Source organism: Pectobacterium sp. IFB5596, assembly GCF_021432585.1.
GTDB classification, from domain to species: Bacteria; Pseudomonadota; Gammaproteobacteria; order Enterobacterales; family Enterobacteriaceae; genus Pectobacterium; species Pectobacterium punjabense.
Window position 1 is genome coordinate 258,957 of the sequence record NZ_LXFY01000023.1, and the last position, 15,034, is coordinate 273,990.

The 15,034-nt window shown below is 53.3% G+C and carries 13 protein-coding genes; 4 read left to right on the top strand and 9 right to left on the bottom strand.

All coding sequences use genetic code 11. The features are described from left to right. Positions 1-13 precede the first annotated feature (13 nt). The 8 genes from cvpA to pdxB form a co-directional block, all read right to left on the bottom strand. Positions 14-514: a colicin V production protein gene (gene cvpA, locus A6301_RS14845; protein ID WP_005969889.1), complete on the bottom strand. Its 501-nt coding sequence runs from the start codon at positions 512-514 to the stop codon at positions 14-16. 175 nt (positions 515-689) lie between these two features. Then, complete coding sequence (dedD, locus tag A6301_RS14850; RefSeq protein WP_234258128.1) at positions 690-1,442, bottom strand: cell division protein DedD; 753 nt, start codon at positions 1,440-1,442, stop codon at positions 690-692. After that, positions 1,432-2,700: a bifunctional tetrahydrofolate synthase/dihydrofolate synthase gene (gene folC / locus A6301_RS14855; RefSeq protein ID WP_234258129.1), complete on the bottom strand. Its 1,269-nt coding sequence runs from the start codon at positions 2,698-2,700 to the stop codon at positions 1,432-1,434. Before folC ends, dedD begins: the two co-directional genes overlap by 11 nt. 105 nt (positions 2,701-2,805) lie before the next feature. Continuing rightward, complete coding sequence (accD, locus tag A6301_RS14860; RefSeq protein ID WP_107169719.1) at positions 2,806-3,723, bottom strand: acetyl-CoA carboxylase, carboxyltransferase subunit beta; 918 nt, start codon at positions 3,721-3,723, stop codon at positions 2,806-2,808. A 224-nt stretch (positions 3,724-3,947) separates the two neighbouring features. Further along, positions 3,948-4,610, bottom strand: a complete 663-nt coding sequence (locus A6301_RS14865; RefSeq protein ID WP_234258247.1) for a DedA family protein — start codon at positions 4,608-4,610, stop codon at positions 3,948-3,950. Between the two features lie 194 nt (positions 4,611-4,804). Beyond that, the gene (gene truA / locus A6301_RS14870; RefSeq protein ID WP_233671857.1) at positions 4,805-5,656 is read right to left on the bottom strand and encodes a tRNA pseudouridine(38-40) synthase TruA; all 852 of its coding nucleotides are present in this window, start codon (positions 5,654-5,656) and stop codon (positions 4,805-4,807) included. Next, positions 5,656-6,666 carry an aspartate-semialdehyde dehydrogenase gene (locus A6301_RS14875; protein ID WP_107169717.1) on the bottom strand — a complete coding sequence of 337 codons (1,011 nt, stop codon included), beginning with the start codon at positions 6,664-6,666 and terminating at the stop codon, positions 5,656-5,658. The genes truA and A6301_RS14875 overlap by 1 nt, the downstream gene beginning before the upstream one ends. 131 nt (positions 6,667-6,797) lie before the next feature. Next, entirely contained in the window at positions 6,798-7,934 is a 1,137-nt protein-coding gene (pdxB, locus tag A6301_RS14880; RefSeq protein ID WP_107169716.1) for a 4-phosphoerythronate dehydrogenase PdxB, read from the bottom strand. Positions 7,935-8,245: 311 nt separating this feature from the next. Between pdxB and A6301_RS14885 the strand changes: the two genes are divergently transcribed. The 3 genes from A6301_RS14885 to A6301_RS14895 all read left to right on the top strand — a co-directional run bounded on the left by A6301_RS14885 (position 8,246) and on the right by A6301_RS14895 (position 11,501). Further along, entirely contained in the window at positions 8,246-9,130 is an 885-nt protein-coding gene (locus tag A6301_RS14885; RefSeq protein ID WP_205942481.1) for a DMT family transporter, read from the top strand. Positions 9,131-9,216: 86 nt separating this feature from the next. After that, positions 9,217-10,476: a flagella biosynthesis regulator Flk gene (flk, locus tag A6301_RS14890; protein ID WP_234258130.1), complete on the top strand. Its 1,260-nt coding sequence runs from the start codon at positions 9,217-9,219 to the stop codon at positions 10,474-10,476. Positions 10,477-10,574: 98 nt separating this feature from the next. Further along, positions 10,575-11,501: an alpha/beta hydrolase gene (locus tag A6301_RS14895; RefSeq protein ID WP_205543028.1), complete on the top strand. Its 927-nt coding sequence runs from the start codon at positions 10,575-10,577 to the stop codon at positions 11,499-11,501. Positions 11,502-11,606: 105 nt separating this feature from the next. Here A6301_RS14895 and fabB read toward each other — a convergent pair whose 3' ends face one another. Beyond that, positions 11,607-12,824 (bottom strand): beta-ketoacyl-ACP synthase I, encoded by a 1,218-nt coding sequence (gene fabB, locus A6301_RS14900; RefSeq protein WP_234258131.1) that lies wholly within the window; start codon positions 12,822-12,824, stop codon positions 11,607-11,609. A gap of 172 nt (positions 12,825-12,996) precedes the next feature. Here fabB and mnmC point away from each other — a divergent pair, with 172 nt between their 5' ends. After that, positions 12,997-15,024, top strand: coding sequence for a bifunctional tRNA (5-methylaminomethyl-2-thiouridine)(34)-methyltransferase MnmD/FAD-dependent 5-carboxymethylaminomethyl-2-thiouridine(34) oxidoreductase MnmC (gene mnmC, locus A6301_RS14905; RefSeq protein WP_234258132.1), 2,028 nt, complete (start codon positions 12,997-12,999; stop codon positions 15,022-15,024). Positions 15,025-15,034 lie beyond the last annotated feature (10 nt).

Consider the following 15,034-nt stretch of genomic DNA (forward strand, 5'->3'; position numbering starts at 1 on the left):
TTTCCTCTCAGCGCTACCGCAGCGATAAATGCTGCGGCAAGAAACTTGACGTGCTTTGCAGGTAGTCAAAAAACCACCTGATAATATAACTGAACTGCGGGATTAACTGGGACTGCTTCCAGTCATCACTTTGTGAAAAACCGGTAAACGTATCCAGAAAGAATAGCAGTGCGGAAACGATCAGCACCCCGCGCAGCGCACCAAAACAGATGCCCAGAACGCGATCGGTGCCGGATAATCCGGTACGTTCAACCAGTGAACTAATCACATAGTTGACGATAGCTCCCACAATCAACGTTGCAATAAACAGAATGGCAATCGCAATGCCGTTACGCACCAGTTCATCATCAAAACGGGTGAAGTAGACCGCGAGGTAGGCGTAGTAATGACTGGCAACAAAAAAAGCACATCCCCAGGTTACTAACGACAGCGCTTCACGAACAAACCCCCGGATCAGGCTAACCAAAGCCGAAAATCCGATGATGCCAATAATGACGTAATCAACCCAAACCATGAACTATCCTAATAATGAACGATGCTACCGATAAGCCGCTACGTCATCCTGTTCGCGGCGCATTCTAACAGAAAAAGAAAACGTTTGCGTAGCGTATTTCCGCCGATTTCACCGATAGATAATCAGGCGAAAAAACCCACAATCCGTCACGCCTGATTCTATTTCTATCGGTCTCTCAGCGAACGGAATGTGCTCGCACCTGCCCGCTTAACCCGCTTAACTGTTGCAGTTCGCCCAGAGAAGACTCTAGTTTCTGCTTCGAGGCATCCGGCCCCACGTAAATACGAGTGATTTGTCCTGAAACTGGCGTTGACGGTACGGTATACGCGCGATAGCCAGAGAGACGAAGTTTAGCGACAATCTCGTTCACCTTATCCGCATTTTTCAACGCACCGAGCTGCACAATATAGGCCTGTCCGACCGGCGCTTGCTGCGTCGGCTGCGTTTCAGGCTTCACTTCCTGTTTCGGCTCCGGTTTAGGTTCAGGCTTCGGTTTCACTTCTGGCTTAGGCTCAAGTTTTGGCTGAGGCTTCGGCGTCACAGGCGTTGGCGTCTGAATTGGCGGACGCTCAACCACCACCGGCGGTGCCGTCATGGCTGGTGTATTGGTACCTGAGCGAGATGATGATGGCGGTGTGGAAGTTTCAGGTGCCTTGGTTTCAGGTAATTTAGCTTCTGGCGTTTCGGCTTCCGGGCTGTTCTGAATCGCCGCTTCCGCCCCTTCCGGTGGCAGGTTCGGCAACGACGGGTTCAGCGCGGGTAGGGATTCCATCTCATTGCTATCGCCCGGCTTGGGGATCAGAGGAATCGATGCAAACTCATCTTCGTAGTGCTTTTTCTTTCCATCCAACAGGCCTGGTAAGACGATCACGCCCAGCGCGACCAGAATGACCGTGCCAACTAATCGATTCTGAAATTTACTCGCCATTCGCCTTCTCCTCATCCAGCGCTTCCATCACATGCGCTACCGTATGAAAAGACCCACACACAATGACGATATCTTGCTCCGTCGCGTCGGACATCGCCTGCTGCCAGGCGGTAACGACATTGGGGAACGACTGGCTGCGCGTCAGGTGTTCGGCAAGCTGCTGCGCCGTTGCGCCACGCGGCCCTTCCAGCGGTGCGCAATACCACTCATCAATCAACGGCGTTAAATGAGCCAGCGTACCCGCGATATCTTTATCCGCCAGCATACCAACAACAGCACGCACTTTTCCGGTTTTCGGTAACCCGGCCAAACGATTTGCCAGATAGGCCGCCGCATGAGGGTTGTGTGCAACATCAAGAATCAACCGAGGTGATTCCTGTACTATCTGAAAACGACCCGGTAATGCCGCGCGCTGTAAGCCTTGACGAATCGCCTCTTCGCTCACATTCAATGAAGAATAGTGCAATGCAGCCAATGCCGTAGCGGCGTTGGGCAGTGGAACATTGGGTAATGGCAAACGCGACAATTCACGCTGTTTATCCTGCCAGCTCCACGTCTCGCGCTGAACTGAAAACTCCCAATCGCGACCGCGCCGACGCAGCTGTGCACCTTTCTCAGCGGCAACATCGGCGATCGTTTCCGGCATTTCCGGCTCACCGACAACGGCAGGTCTATTGTGTCGGAATATCCCCGCTTTCTCACGGCCGATGCTCTCCCGATCATTACCTAGCCAATCGGTATGGTCGATCGCAATACTGGTTACCACCGAGACATCCGCATCCACAATATTGGTCGCATCCAGACGCCCGCCCAACCCCACTTCCAGAATGACGACATCCAGATTCGCTTGCTTGAAGAGTTGCAGTGCAGACAGCGTACCGAATTCAAAATAGGTGAGCGATACTGCCCCTCTTCCTGCTTCGATATCTGCAAACGCTTGGGTATGCTGTGCTTGCGACAATTCTTTGCCTTGAATACGCACCCGTTCGGTATAGCGCACAAGATGAGGTGAACTGTACACGCCAACCCGTAGGCCTGCGGCCAACAGAATAGATTCCAGCGTACAGCAGGTGGTTCCCTTGCCGTTTGTCCCCGCGACGGTGAAAATCGTTGCGGCAGGCTGTAGCAGTTGGAGATGTTCAGCAACCTGCTTAACGCGTTCCAGACCTAAATCAATGGCCTGAGCGTGCAGATGCTCAAGATAATGAAGCCACGTGACCAAAGGTGACGTGGCTTGAGGTATTTGAAGTGTATCCATGAGTCCCGTTCACTGGCTTACGGTTCATTGCGGGCAGAGCGTGCACATTACAATACCGTCGAGAACGGCGAAATCGAATGCCACACGCCCAGCCCATCATGTCAATTATGCGTCATCCCGTGATGATTCAGATGGTGCATCGCTACGGGTTTCCCCATCATCATTGCCCGGTTCTGGATGATTCGTCAGTTTGGCAAGGATGGTGGCCAGCTTGTAGCGCATTTCAGGGCGACGAACGATCATATCAATCGCCCCTTTCTCAATCAGAAATTCACTACGCTGGAAGCCCGGCGGCAGTTTTTCACGCACGGTTTGTTCGATAACGCGTGGGCCTGCAAAACCGATCAACGCTTTCGGTTCCGCAATATTCAGGTCACCCAGCATCGCCAGACTCGCAGAAACGCCACCCATGGTTGGATCGGTCAGCACGGAGATATAAGGCAAGCCGCGCTCGCGCATCTTCGCCAATGCGGCACTGGTTTTCGCCATTTGCATCAGCGACATCAGCGCTTCCTGCATACGTGCACCGCCACTGGCAGAGAAACACACCAGCGGGCAGCCGTCTTCCAGTGACTGCTCAACGGCACGCACAAACCGCGCCCCGACGACGGACGCCATTGAACCGCCCATGAAGGCAAACTCAAACGACGCGCCTACAACCGGCATGCCGTAAAGTGTACCTTTCATGACGACCAGCGCATCTTTCTCATCGGACTGTTTCTGCGCAGAAACCAGACGATCTTTATATTTTTTGGAATCCCGGAATTTCAGGACATCCTTCGGTTCCAGTTCGCTTCCCAGCTCGACAGTGTTTTCTTTATCCAGAAAAGCCTGTAGACGGGCACGCGCGGAAAGACGCATATGGTGATCGCACTTCGGGCAGACCCCCAGATTGCGTTCCAACTCAGCACGATAAAGAACCTGACCGCAGCTATCACATTTTGTCCAGACCCCTTCAGGGATGTTCGCTTTACGGGTCGGTGTGATATTGCTTTTGTTAAGAATTCGTTCAATCCAGCTCATTGATAACCTTTCTGCTTGAACCTGGCAAATGCCAGTCCGCTGTTCATGTTATTCCCTGACAACATTGCCAATGAAAAAATGCCTGAGACGCACGACAATCGCGGTACAAAGGCATCGGCACCAAGGGTGTTCCCAAGAACAGACCATAAATGCTGCCCATTAAACCATAACGTTCCGGGACTGTGGATAAAAAACTGGTCAAACCGGATGTTAAAATACGTCACTTATTTTACATTGCCACGCAAAGCTGCTCTACGGTGACGGGCAATTTCAATAATACCCGGCAGGATAGAGAGAAAAATAATCGCGACAATCAGTAATTTCAAATTTTCCTGCACCACCGGTAAATCGCCAAACAGGTAGCCCGCATAGGTGAACGACAGCACCCACAGTAATGCACCTACCACATTATAGGCGGCAAAATGCCGATAGCTCATGTGCCCCATCCCGGCAACAAACGGCGCAAATGTTCTCACAATCGGAACAAAGCGTGCCAGAATTATCGTCTTGCCGCCGTGACGCGCGTAAAACGCATGCGTTTTATCCAGGTAGCTACGGCGAAAAATCTTTGAATTCGGGTTGCTAAATAGCTTCTCACCGAACAGTCGTCCTATCGTGTAGTTCACTGCATCGCCCGTAATCGCAGCAACAATCATCAAAAAGACCATCGTATGCACATTCAGATCGTTCGACGGCAGCGCCGCCAGCGCCCCAGCAACAAACAGCAGCGAATCTCCCGGTAAGAATGGTGTCACCACCAGCCCAGTTTCACAGAATAAAATCAGGAACAAAATGGCATAAACCCAGACACCATATTGCGCCACCAGTTCCGCCAAATGAACGTCAATGTGCAGAATAAAATCAATAATAAACTGTATGAACTCCACCACAACATCTTCTCCCAAGAATGTCTATCGAACGCACGCGGTCGATATACGCAAGGCAGCCGTACAATCCGTGTTGCCTTGCGTATAGCACGCTAATTCAAATCGACCTTATCACGCATTGCATACGGCTTTTGATTTACAGCCATCCGGCAGCATGCAACACGCAAAAGGCGCACTTGTTACAGCAAAAAACATCAATCCGCTAAAAAAAGCGGCCCCATCGTCGGCTGTGGCAAAGCAAAACGCGCGGGGTAATCTACCGCCACCAAATACAGCCCTTCGGCTCTGGCCGTTGCGCCTGCCAGCGTACGATCTTTGGCAGCCAACAGTTCCGCAATCCACGGCTCGGGACGATTGCCACACCCGACCTCCATCAGACTACCAACGATGTTGCGCACCATGTGATGAACAAACGCATTGGCCTTAATATCTACCACGATATAGTCACCGTGACGTGTAACCTTTAAATGATTTACATTGCGCCATGGCGTACGCGACTGACACTGTACTGCGCGAAAAGAGGTGAAATCATTTTCCCCCAACAGGCACTGCCCTGCGCGTTCCATCCGCTCCACATCCAACGGGTGATAAAAGTGCGTCATGCCATGCGATAGCACGGCAGGACGATAGCGGTGATTGTAGATAACATAGCGGTAGCGGCGAGCCGTTGCGCTGAAGCGCGCATGGAAATCTTCATCTACCGTTTTCACCCAACGCACGGCGATGTCTGGCGGTAAATTCGCATTGACGCCCATCGTCCAGGCAGCATCTTTTCTGATCGCCTGCGTGGTGAAATGCACAACCTGCCCAGTGCCGTGAACTCCGGCATCGGTTCGTCCGGCACAAAACACTTCTATCGGTTCATCCGCGACTTTGCTCAGCGCCTTTTCAAGACAGGCCTGTACGCTAGCGACATCACTCTGACGCTGCCAGCCATAATACTGGCTACCGTCATACTCAATGCCTAGCGCAATTTTTAGCGTAGCGCGTTCGTTTTCCGCAACGGCGGTGGCTTGAATAGCCGCTGCCTGAGTGGTTTCCGACATTACCCAAGATACTCCTGCACCAGGCATTCTGCCGTTGCCACCGCCATCAGCGCACCGCCAAAGCGCGCGTTATCGGCGACGGACCAGAATTGCAGCAGTTCAGGAATACCGTAATCATTACGCAAACAACCGACGCTCAGTTGCCCATTGCCGGAAGCATCCCCCACCTGCGTCGGGTAATCCTGCTCGTCGCTGACTTCAATATTTCCGGCATTAAGCAGTTCGTCACGCGCTTCTTCCGCAGACAGCGGACGCAGCGACTCAAGATGAACAACCTGTGCGTGGCCATAGAACACCGGAGACTGAATGCAGGTCACGGAAATCGGCAGCCCTTCGTCCTGCAAAACCTTACGCACCTGATCCACCAAACGCCGTTCTTCGCGTACGCTGCCCGCGTCGTCCGGTAGTAAAGGCAACAGATTGAACGCCAGCTGTTTCGGAAATAGTCCTTCTTCAGGCGGAATACCATTCAGCAAACGGGCACTTTGCCCAGCCAGATCGTCTACCGCCGCTTTACCGTGTGCAGAAACTGACAGCATATTGACGACATGCAGGCGCGACAGCCCTGCTGCATCAGTCAGTGGTTTAATCGCCGTCAGCAGTTGGCTGGTCAGGCTATCCGCCACCGCAACGATATTGCGGTTACGATAATCCGCTAGCGTATGCGTATTCACACCCGGTACGACCAGCGGCACATCCGGCTCCAGCGCAAACAGGCCGCTACTGTCGATGACCAGACAGCCAGCATCCCCGGCCTCTTCCGCATAGCGGGCGCTGGCATCTTGGCCGGCGACAAAAAACGCCAACTGCACCTGCGACCAGTCAAAATCGGCCACATCGGTGACCAGACAAGACTGACCGTTAAAACGTATGGTTTCACCCGCACTACGTTCGCTGGCCAGCGGATACAGCTCACCCACTGGGAATTCGCGTTCCTGCAATAATTCCAGTAACGCCGTGCCTACTGCACCCGTTGCGCCCAGCAGAGCGATATTCCAGCCGTCAGACATTTGGTTCTCTCCCAAATTTTGAATGAAACACAAATCATGAAGGAAACCGACAGACGATAGCGACACCGTCTGTCAGTTCCTGAATAAAAAAAGAATCATACTCGCGCAACACCGTCGCGAGAGGAACGCCGCTAGCGTGCGCCCCGCACCGACGCGGTGAATCCCAGCGAGTTCAGACAATCTGCACTTTCAGCATCGGCACAGATGACATGGAGTGACGACCATTCGCGTCGTTCCTGATAATGTTTACGCAGGCGATCGAATTCGCCTTCCTGATGCGCAACGTGACGCAATAGCGCATCGTCTCGGCGCACATCATACACCAGATGCACCAGACGTTTTAGCAACGACTCATCCAACGGTGCGGTTAATGTCACTTCGGCATAGTCCGGATCAGGTAAAAGCGATGACAGTGCAACCTGCTGCGGTGTTCCAATAAACTCGCTCCAGGCTTCAAAAACCTGTGTGGTGCCACGTGCTTTTCCTTCCAGCGTATAACCCGCGATATGCGCCGTACCGATGTCCACTCGCGCCAGCAAATCGGTCGATAACGCGGGTTCGGGTTCCCACACATCAAGAATCACACTAAGTTTTTTGCCCTGTTGCAGCGCCTCAAGCAATGCAACATTATCCACCACTGGACCACGGCAGGCGTTAATCAGAATACGTCCGTCCGCAAATGCATTCAGCACGTTGGCATCGACCAAATGATGTGTCCGGTACTGCCCGTCAAGATACAGTGGCGTATGCAGCGTCAAAATATCAGCATCACGCACCAGCGTTTCCAGCGGCAGGAAATCGCCCGCCTCACCGCGATCGGCTCGCGGCGGATCGCACAACAGCGTTTTCACCCCCCAGGCTTTCAGGCGTGTATCCAGACGTCTCCCAACATTCCCCACGCCAACAATACCGACAGTTTTATCGCGCAGTTGAAAACCATCACGTTCAGCCAGCATCAGCAAAGAAGAAAACACGTATTCTACTACCGCAATGGCATTACAGCCGGGGGCAGCGGAAAACGCGATGCCGTTAGCATTAAGCCAGGGCTCATCAACATGGTCGGTGCCTGCCGTCGCGCTGCCGACAAATTTTACCGCTGCGCCAGACAGCAGATCCGCGTTCACTTTCGTGACCGATCGCACCATCAGCGCATCAGCGCCTGCCAGCAAATCGCGCGGTAAAGGGCGTCCCGGTACGGCTTGAACGTCACCCAAACGGCTGAAAAGCTCGCGGGCATACGGCATATTCTCATCAACCAGAATCTTCATTCTCTTCTCCGGTAACCTGTAGCCAGCCAAAAAAAGCGGGGAGATATTTTGCCACCGAATGGTGCAGAAACCCAAGGCAATTACGATGCGATCCCTTTCCGCCATCGGTTCACGTCGATATTGTAGCGCCATCATTCCTGCGATAGACGGTAATTTATCGTAGCAAGCCCGTGCTTCTTGAAAGCCAGACTGGGTTGATCGCCGTCACGTGGCTCTGTTATGTTGTTTGCCATTGTGGCACTTGCCCATTTTTATCAACCAGACGGGCAACCGATGTATTTGCCGTTTGGTCTGCTGTGAGAAACCCAACGTTGAACGCCCTATTTCCCACCATCGCCGTCCTGATCTGGTCAGTTAACGTCATTGTCAACAAACTCTCCGCTACCGTCATCGATCCCGCAGCTATTTCATTTTACCGCTGGCTACTGGCATTTCTTGTCATGACACCGTTCATGCTGCCAGCCCTGCGCCACCATGCCGCAGCCATTCGCCAGCACGCGTGGAAACTACTGGCGTTGGGTTTGCTCGGCATGGTGTTGTACCAAAGTCTGGCCTACTACGCCGCACACACAATCAGCGCCGTGATGATGGGGATCATGGGGTCGCTCGTGCCGCTACTCACCGTCTTGCTCAGCATTCCTCTGCTACGCGTGGCACCCACGCTGGGCGTGCTGCTCGGGAGCCTGCTGTCACTGGCAGGAATCGTCTGGCTGATTGGCGAGGGGCATCCCGAACAGATTCTGGCGCAAGGCATCGGCCCCGGTGAATTCATGATGTTTTGTGCCGCGCTGTCCTACGCACTCTATGGCGTGTTAACCAAACGCTGGAGCATTCCGCTGCCCAACTGGGTATCGCTCTACGTGCAAATTGCCTTTGGCGTGGTGGTACTGATTCCCAACTTCTTGCTGACAGAGAATGTTGAGCTCAATGCCCAAAATCTGCCGCTGGTGATTTTCGCGGGCATCATGGCCTCAATTATTGCACCTTTTCTGTGGATTCAAGGGGTGATGCGTCTGGGAGCCAGCAAAGCCGCCATCTTTATGAACCTGACGCCAATCTTTGCGGCAGTGATTGCGATTGGTTTTTTACATGAACCGTTGCACCATTATCATCTGGTTGGCGGAGGCATTACGCTACTCGGTGTTATCCTCGCCCAGCGTTTGCGCGTCCCGTTAGGGCGTACTTCGAGTGATTAGTGCGTTTTAGGCGACGCATGACTATCGGCCGCCACGGGAGATTGCTATGATTCATCTCAATCATGACGGCAGTGAGGATAACCAATATGCAACCTGTAAGTGGCCCAGGTGCCCCGCTGCCCGGCGAACGTGCGGTTACGCCGACAACGACATCGTCAACCTCATCTACATCCTCTAACGCCGCAGGTTCCACCAGTGACGATCGGCCGCTGACGCTGGCACAGCGAACCACGCTGGAGAATCTGGTGCTTAAAGTTGCTGCGCTGACAACGTCAAAGGCGGCGGAAGTCTGGACGACGGTAAAACAGGGGTTAGGGCTAGCAGAAAATAATGAACTACAGTCCCGCCACTACCAACCAGCCGAGCAAATACTCCAGACGCGCCTAACGCAGGCGCAAGATAACAGCGGCCGCCAGCCGTTGCTTCAGCGCCTGACAGATATGCTGTCTCAGGGCAATAATCGTCAGGCAGTCAGTGATTTCATCCGTCAACAGTTCGGTAGTACCACGCTAAGTGCGCTAAGTAAAACGCAGCTACAGCAGGTTGTGACACTGCTACAAAATGGGCAGATTCCGCAGTCAACAGCACCGACCTCAGCACCGCAAGCGGCTCAGGCACCTAATTCGCCTGAGCGTCCGCTCTCACCAGTTGAACAGCGCAGCTTGAATCAGTTAGTCACTCGGCTAGCGACCATGACAGGGGAACAACCCGCGAGAGTGCTGAGTAACCTGATGACGATGCAGAATCTTACCCCTGGCGACGCCATCCCGTTCAAGCATCTGCCGCTACTCACGCAGTTCCTGCAAGCGCAAGTTGAACTGCAACAGACGCAGACGCTGCTTCGCACCACGTTGACGCCACAGGGAACGCCGACCAATACGGGAACGGCTGGCACACCTCAGGAATCGCTGGCAGCCAACACAACCAATACGGCTAACGCGACAAATGCAAATTCGGCATCAACAACTACGCTCTCATCACCACAGCCAATACAGAGCACCCTGCTTGCCCCGAACCTCGCTCCGTTGCAGGCTCTGTTACAACAGCCTATGACCGCGCAGGAACAACAATTACTGATAGATTACACACAGAATCGTTTCAATATCGGCTTGCAAACCCCGCTGACGCCGATGCAGGTCAGCGATCTGCTGACGCTCCTGTTTACGCAACGAATTCAGCGCTCACAGGAAACTGACTGGACGACGACCTCACAGTTGCTACATCCGCTGTTTAACCCATTGATTGCATCGCTACCGCTCAGTTGGCAATCCCTGTTCCACAAGCCGATGTTTCTGGTGATTGTCAGCACCTGCGTGGCTGCATTTCTGCTCTGGGTGCTGCTGTAGCGCAAAATTAGTCTGCGCAATACGTGTTAAACCTAACCGCACTACGATAGTACACCTTAATCACGCCACTCAGCTTTCTTTCCATCAAAGGAGACAGGATGACTCTTGAGCCAAACATTGCTGAACTCGTCAATACGTTTATCCGTAATGGTCGCCCTTCAGTAAAAAATCAAACGTTGGCGGAACGCCGTGAAGGATATATCGCCAGTACCGTGCTGGCAGGAGAGGCGCCTCCTGGCGTCAATTGTGAAGAGATAAATTGGCAATCACTCACACTGCGGCTTTACACGCCACCGACCGCACAGCCACGCGCTTCTGCTGTAATTTACTATCATGGTGGATGTTTCGTCAGCGGTGGGTTCGCCACACACGATTGCCAATTACGACATATCGCCTTTCACAGCGGCTGTAAAGTCATTGCTGTACAGTACCGTTTAGCCCCAGAACATCGCTACCCGGCTGCACATGATGATGCCTACCATGCTGCTAAAATGATCCATGAACGCGCCAACATGTTGGATATCGATCCCGACAATATCATCTTGATGGGTGACAGTGCTGGAGGCCACCTGGCGTTAGTGACTGCCATACGGTTACGCGATCGCGGTACATTCAAACCCTGCGGACAAATCCTGATCTACCCCATGCTGGATGCCACAGCCAGCAGCGATAGTTACCGTACAAATGGCAAAGATTATGTCATTACACGAGAAACGTTGGTGAGTGGATATGAAGCCTATTTTGATTCCTTGACTCCCAATCATTGCGAAGCCAGCCCGGCTATGCACAGCCCATTATCGGGTTTGCCGTCAACGCTGATCATTACAGCAGAATATGATCCGCTACGAGACGAAGGAGAAGCACTGTTCCGCACGCTAACCGAGCAGGGTGTCAATGCACAATGCCGGCGCTATTTGGGGGTTATTCACGGTTTTTTCCAGCTTGGGGGCATCAGTCAGGCGGCAAAAGACGCCATGCAGGATGTGACTACTGCAATCAAAAAGTGGACAGTACCGCTTCCATAACAGAACCTCACGCCAGTTGAACACCATCCCAAAAACAAAAACCCCGCGGCTTACGCCTGCGGGGTTTTTATTACTTTTCATAATAATACGCGGGTGAAAAACCGATTATTTATCGAGTTTTCTCATCACCAGTGTCGCGTTCGTACCACCGAACCCGAAGCTGTTAGACATCACCGTGGTCAGTTTACGTTCCGTCGGTTCAGTCACGATGTTCAGGCCAGCAGCCTGTTCGTCCAGATTTTCCACGTTGATGCTCGGTGCAACGAAGCTATGTTCCAACATCAGCAGGGAGTAAATGGCTTCCTGAACGCCAGCAGCCCCCAGAGAGTGACCCGTCATCGCCTTCGTCGCAGAGATAGCTGGCGAGGTATCACCAAACACTTCACGAATTGCGCCCAGTTCCTTCACATCGCCAACCGGCGTAGACGTGCCGTGAGAGTTCAGGTAATCAATTGGCGTATCAACACCATTCATCGCCATCTTCATGCAGCGAACCGCACCTTCACCCGATGGGGCAACCATATCCGCACCGTCAGACGTTGCACCGTAGCCGACAACTTCTGCGTAAATATGCGCGCCACGTGCCAGTGCGTGTTCCAATTCTTCTACCACGACCATACCGCCACCGCCTGCGATCACAAAACCATCGCGACCGGCATCGTAGGTGCGAGAGGCTTTTTCTGGCGTCTCATTGTATTTGGTGGACAGCGCGCCCATGGCGTCAAACTCACAGGCCAATTCCCAGCACAGTTCTTCAGCACCACCGGCGAACACGATATCCTGTTTGCCCATCTGGATTTGCTCAACGGCGTTACCGATACAGTGTGCAGAAGTGGCACAGGCAGAGCTGATGGAGTAGTTCACACCGTGAATTTTGAACGGCGTTGCCAGACAGGCAGACACCGCAGAACCCATTGATTTGGTCACCACGTAAGGGCCAACCGCTTTCAGACCACGTGGGCTACGCATCGCATCAGCACCAAATACCTGATAACGCGCAGAACCGCCAGAACCGGCAATCAAACCAACGCGCGGGTTATTCTGATAAACTTCATCAGACAGCCCAGAATCTTGAATCGCCTGCTCCATAGATAAGTAGGCATAAATCGACGCATCACTCATAAAACGCACAACTTTGCGGTCAATGAGGCCAGTGGTGTCCAGTTTGACATTCCCCCAGACGTGACTACGCATGCCGGAATCTTTCAGCTCTTGAGAGAAAGTAATACCCGAGCGGCCTTCCCGCAATGATGCCAGAACTTCCTGCTGGTTATTACCAATGCTTGATACGATCCCCAGGCCAGTAATCACTGCACGTTTCATTTAATACCTCTTCTTCCACTTATAGAGTTTGGGATTTCGCTTCGCACTTTAGCGTACAGTTGTAAGCTGAACAAGTCCGATCAGCCGAACTAGCGAGAAATTATTGCTAAATTTGCACCACGATCTTCAGCTCGTTAAAATCTCGCCATCACTTGAATAATGAGCTTTTACCGTGGCTAACCTTCCCATCCAACATGCGTCGTTAAGTTGGAACGCTCAGGGTACACCTGTATCGCAACAGTTTGATGACGTCTATTTTTCGAATCAGGATGGGTTAGCCGAAACCCGTTATGTGTTTTTACAGGGCAATCAGTTTCCTGAGCGCTTCACCACTCACCCGCGCACAGCGTGCGTGATAGCGGAAACCGGCTTTGGCACCGGACTGAATTTTCTCACGCTGTGGCAAGCCTTTTCCCATTTTCGTCAACAGCAGCCGCAGGCGACATTACGACACTTACATTTCATCAGCTTCGAGAAATTCCCCCTGCGCCAGCACGATCTGGCTGCCGCACACGCACAGTGGCCAGAGTTAGCCGAATTCGCAGATGAACTGCGCCAGCAGTGGCCGTTAGCGCTGCCGGGGTGTCACCGTCTGATTCTGGCGCAAGGCAGCATCACGCTCGATTTATGGTTTGGCGACGTCAATGTCTTATTACCTGAGCTGGACGACACCCAAAACCATCAGGTTGATGCCTGGTTTTTGGATGGCTTCGCACCCGCCAAAAACCCTGACATGTGGACCGATAATCTGTTTCAGGCAATGGCACGCCTGTGTCGTAAAGAAGGAACATTCGCCACCTTTACCGCCGCAGGTTTTGTGCGACGTGGGCTACAACAGGCGGGATTTCAGGTCAGCAAAATCAAAGGATTCGGGCAGAAGCGCGAAATGCTGAGCGGCATCCTTCCCGATGTACTTCCCATCAGTTCGCCGACACCGTGGTATGCACGCCCAGCGGCCAGCACGACTGACGATATTGCGATTATCGGCGGCGGTATCGCCAGCGTGCTCACCGCGCTGGCACTGCAACGGCGTGGTGCAAACGTCACGCTCTACTGCGCGGAGTCACAGCCTGCCACTGGCGCATCTGGCAATCGTCAGGGCGCGTTGTATCCTCTGCTGAATAACCGACACGATGCGGTATCCCGTTTTTTCTCGCTCGCCTTTGACTTTGCCCACCGCAGCTACACGGCGCTGGCGCAGCAGGGGCTGGAATTTGAACACCAGTGGTGTGGCGTCAGCCAGCTTGCCTGGGATGAAAAGAGCGCGCGTAAGATCGAGCAGATTCTGCAAGGGGAATGGCCGGAAGAACTGGTCGTTAGCGTTGATGAGCAGCAACTGGAAAAGCAGAGCGGCCTGAATCCCGGCGTAAATGGCATCACCTACCCCGACGGTGGCTGGCTGTGTCCAGCAGAACTGACAGCCGCTGCGCTGAAGCTGGCACAGCAACACGGCCTGTCAGTACAGATGAGTACCACCATTTCCGATCTGGAGAAAACAGATAACGGCTGGGCGCTCACTCTACGCACTGGCCAACAAGTCAGCCATGCGGTCGTGGTGCTGGCGAACGGTCACCAGATTACCGACTGGGCACAAACCCACCATTTACCCGGCTACGCCGTACGTGGGCAGGTCAGCCACATTCCGACTAACCCTGTGCTGGGCCAGTTAAAGCAGGTGTTGTGCTACGACGGCTACCTGACACCAGTGAGCCCGCAACATCAAACACACTGCATCGGGGCGAGCTATCTACGCGGCGAAGCGCATTGTGATTATCGGGAAGAAGAGCAGCAGGAGAACCGTCAACGGTTGCTGAATTGCTTGCCCAACGCCGATTGGACCAAAGCAGTCGATGTCAGCGATGGACAGGCTCGCCAAGGCGTCCGCTGCGCGCTGCGCGATCATCTGCCGCTCTTAGGCGCGGTGCCGGACTATGAAAAAACGCTGACAGACTATGAAGATCGACTGCATCCACAGCATCGTACTGACGCTGTGCCAAGCGCACCTTATTGGCAGGATCTGTTTATTATCGGTGCGTTAGGATCGCGCGGGCTCTGCTCTGCCCCACTTGCGGCGGAAATTTTAGCGTCGCAGATGTATGGCGAACCCCTACCACTGGATCGTGACGCGCTAGCTGCGCTAAACCCGAATCGCTTCTGGATAAGGAAACTGCTAAAAGGTAAACCCGTGGCTCAGGATTAATGGGGAAGAG

Coding starts and splice junctions, on each gene's coding strand:
- cvpA (WP_005969889.1), bottom strand. CDS start 514: ATGGTTTGGGTTGATTACGTCATTATTGGCATCATCGGATTTTCGGCT.
- dedD (WP_234258128.1), bottom strand. CDS start 1,442: ATGGCGAGTAAATTTCAGAATCGATTAGTTGGCACGGTCATTCTGGTC.
- folC (WP_234258129.1), bottom strand. CDS start 2,700: ATGGATACACTTCAAATACCTCAAGCCACGTCACCTTTGGTCACGTGG.
- accD (WP_107169719.1), bottom strand. CDS start 3,723: ATGAGCTGGATTGAACGAATTCTTAACAAAAGCAATATCACACCGACC.
- truA (WP_233671857.1), bottom strand. CDS start 5,656: ATGTCGGAAACCACTCAGGCAGCGGCTATTCAAGCCACCGCCGTTGCG.
- A6301_RS14875 (WP_107169717.1), bottom strand. CDS start 6,666: ATGTCTGACGGCTGGAATATCGCTCTGCTGGGCGCAACGGGTGCAGTA.
- pdxB (WP_107169716.1), bottom strand. CDS start 7,934: ATGAAGATTCTGGTTGATGAGAATATGCCGTATGCCCGCGAGCTTTTC.
- flk (WP_234258130.1), top strand. CDS start 9,217: ATGCAACCTGTAAGTGGCCCAGGTGCCCCGCTGCCCGGCGAACGTGCG.
- A6301_RS14895 (WP_205543028.1), top strand. CDS start 10,575: ATGACTCTTGAGCCAAACATTGCTGAACTCGTCAATACGTTTATCCGT.
- fabB (WP_234258131.1), bottom strand. CDS start 12,824: ATGAAACGTGCAGTGATTACTGGCCTGGGGATCGTATCAAGCATTGGT.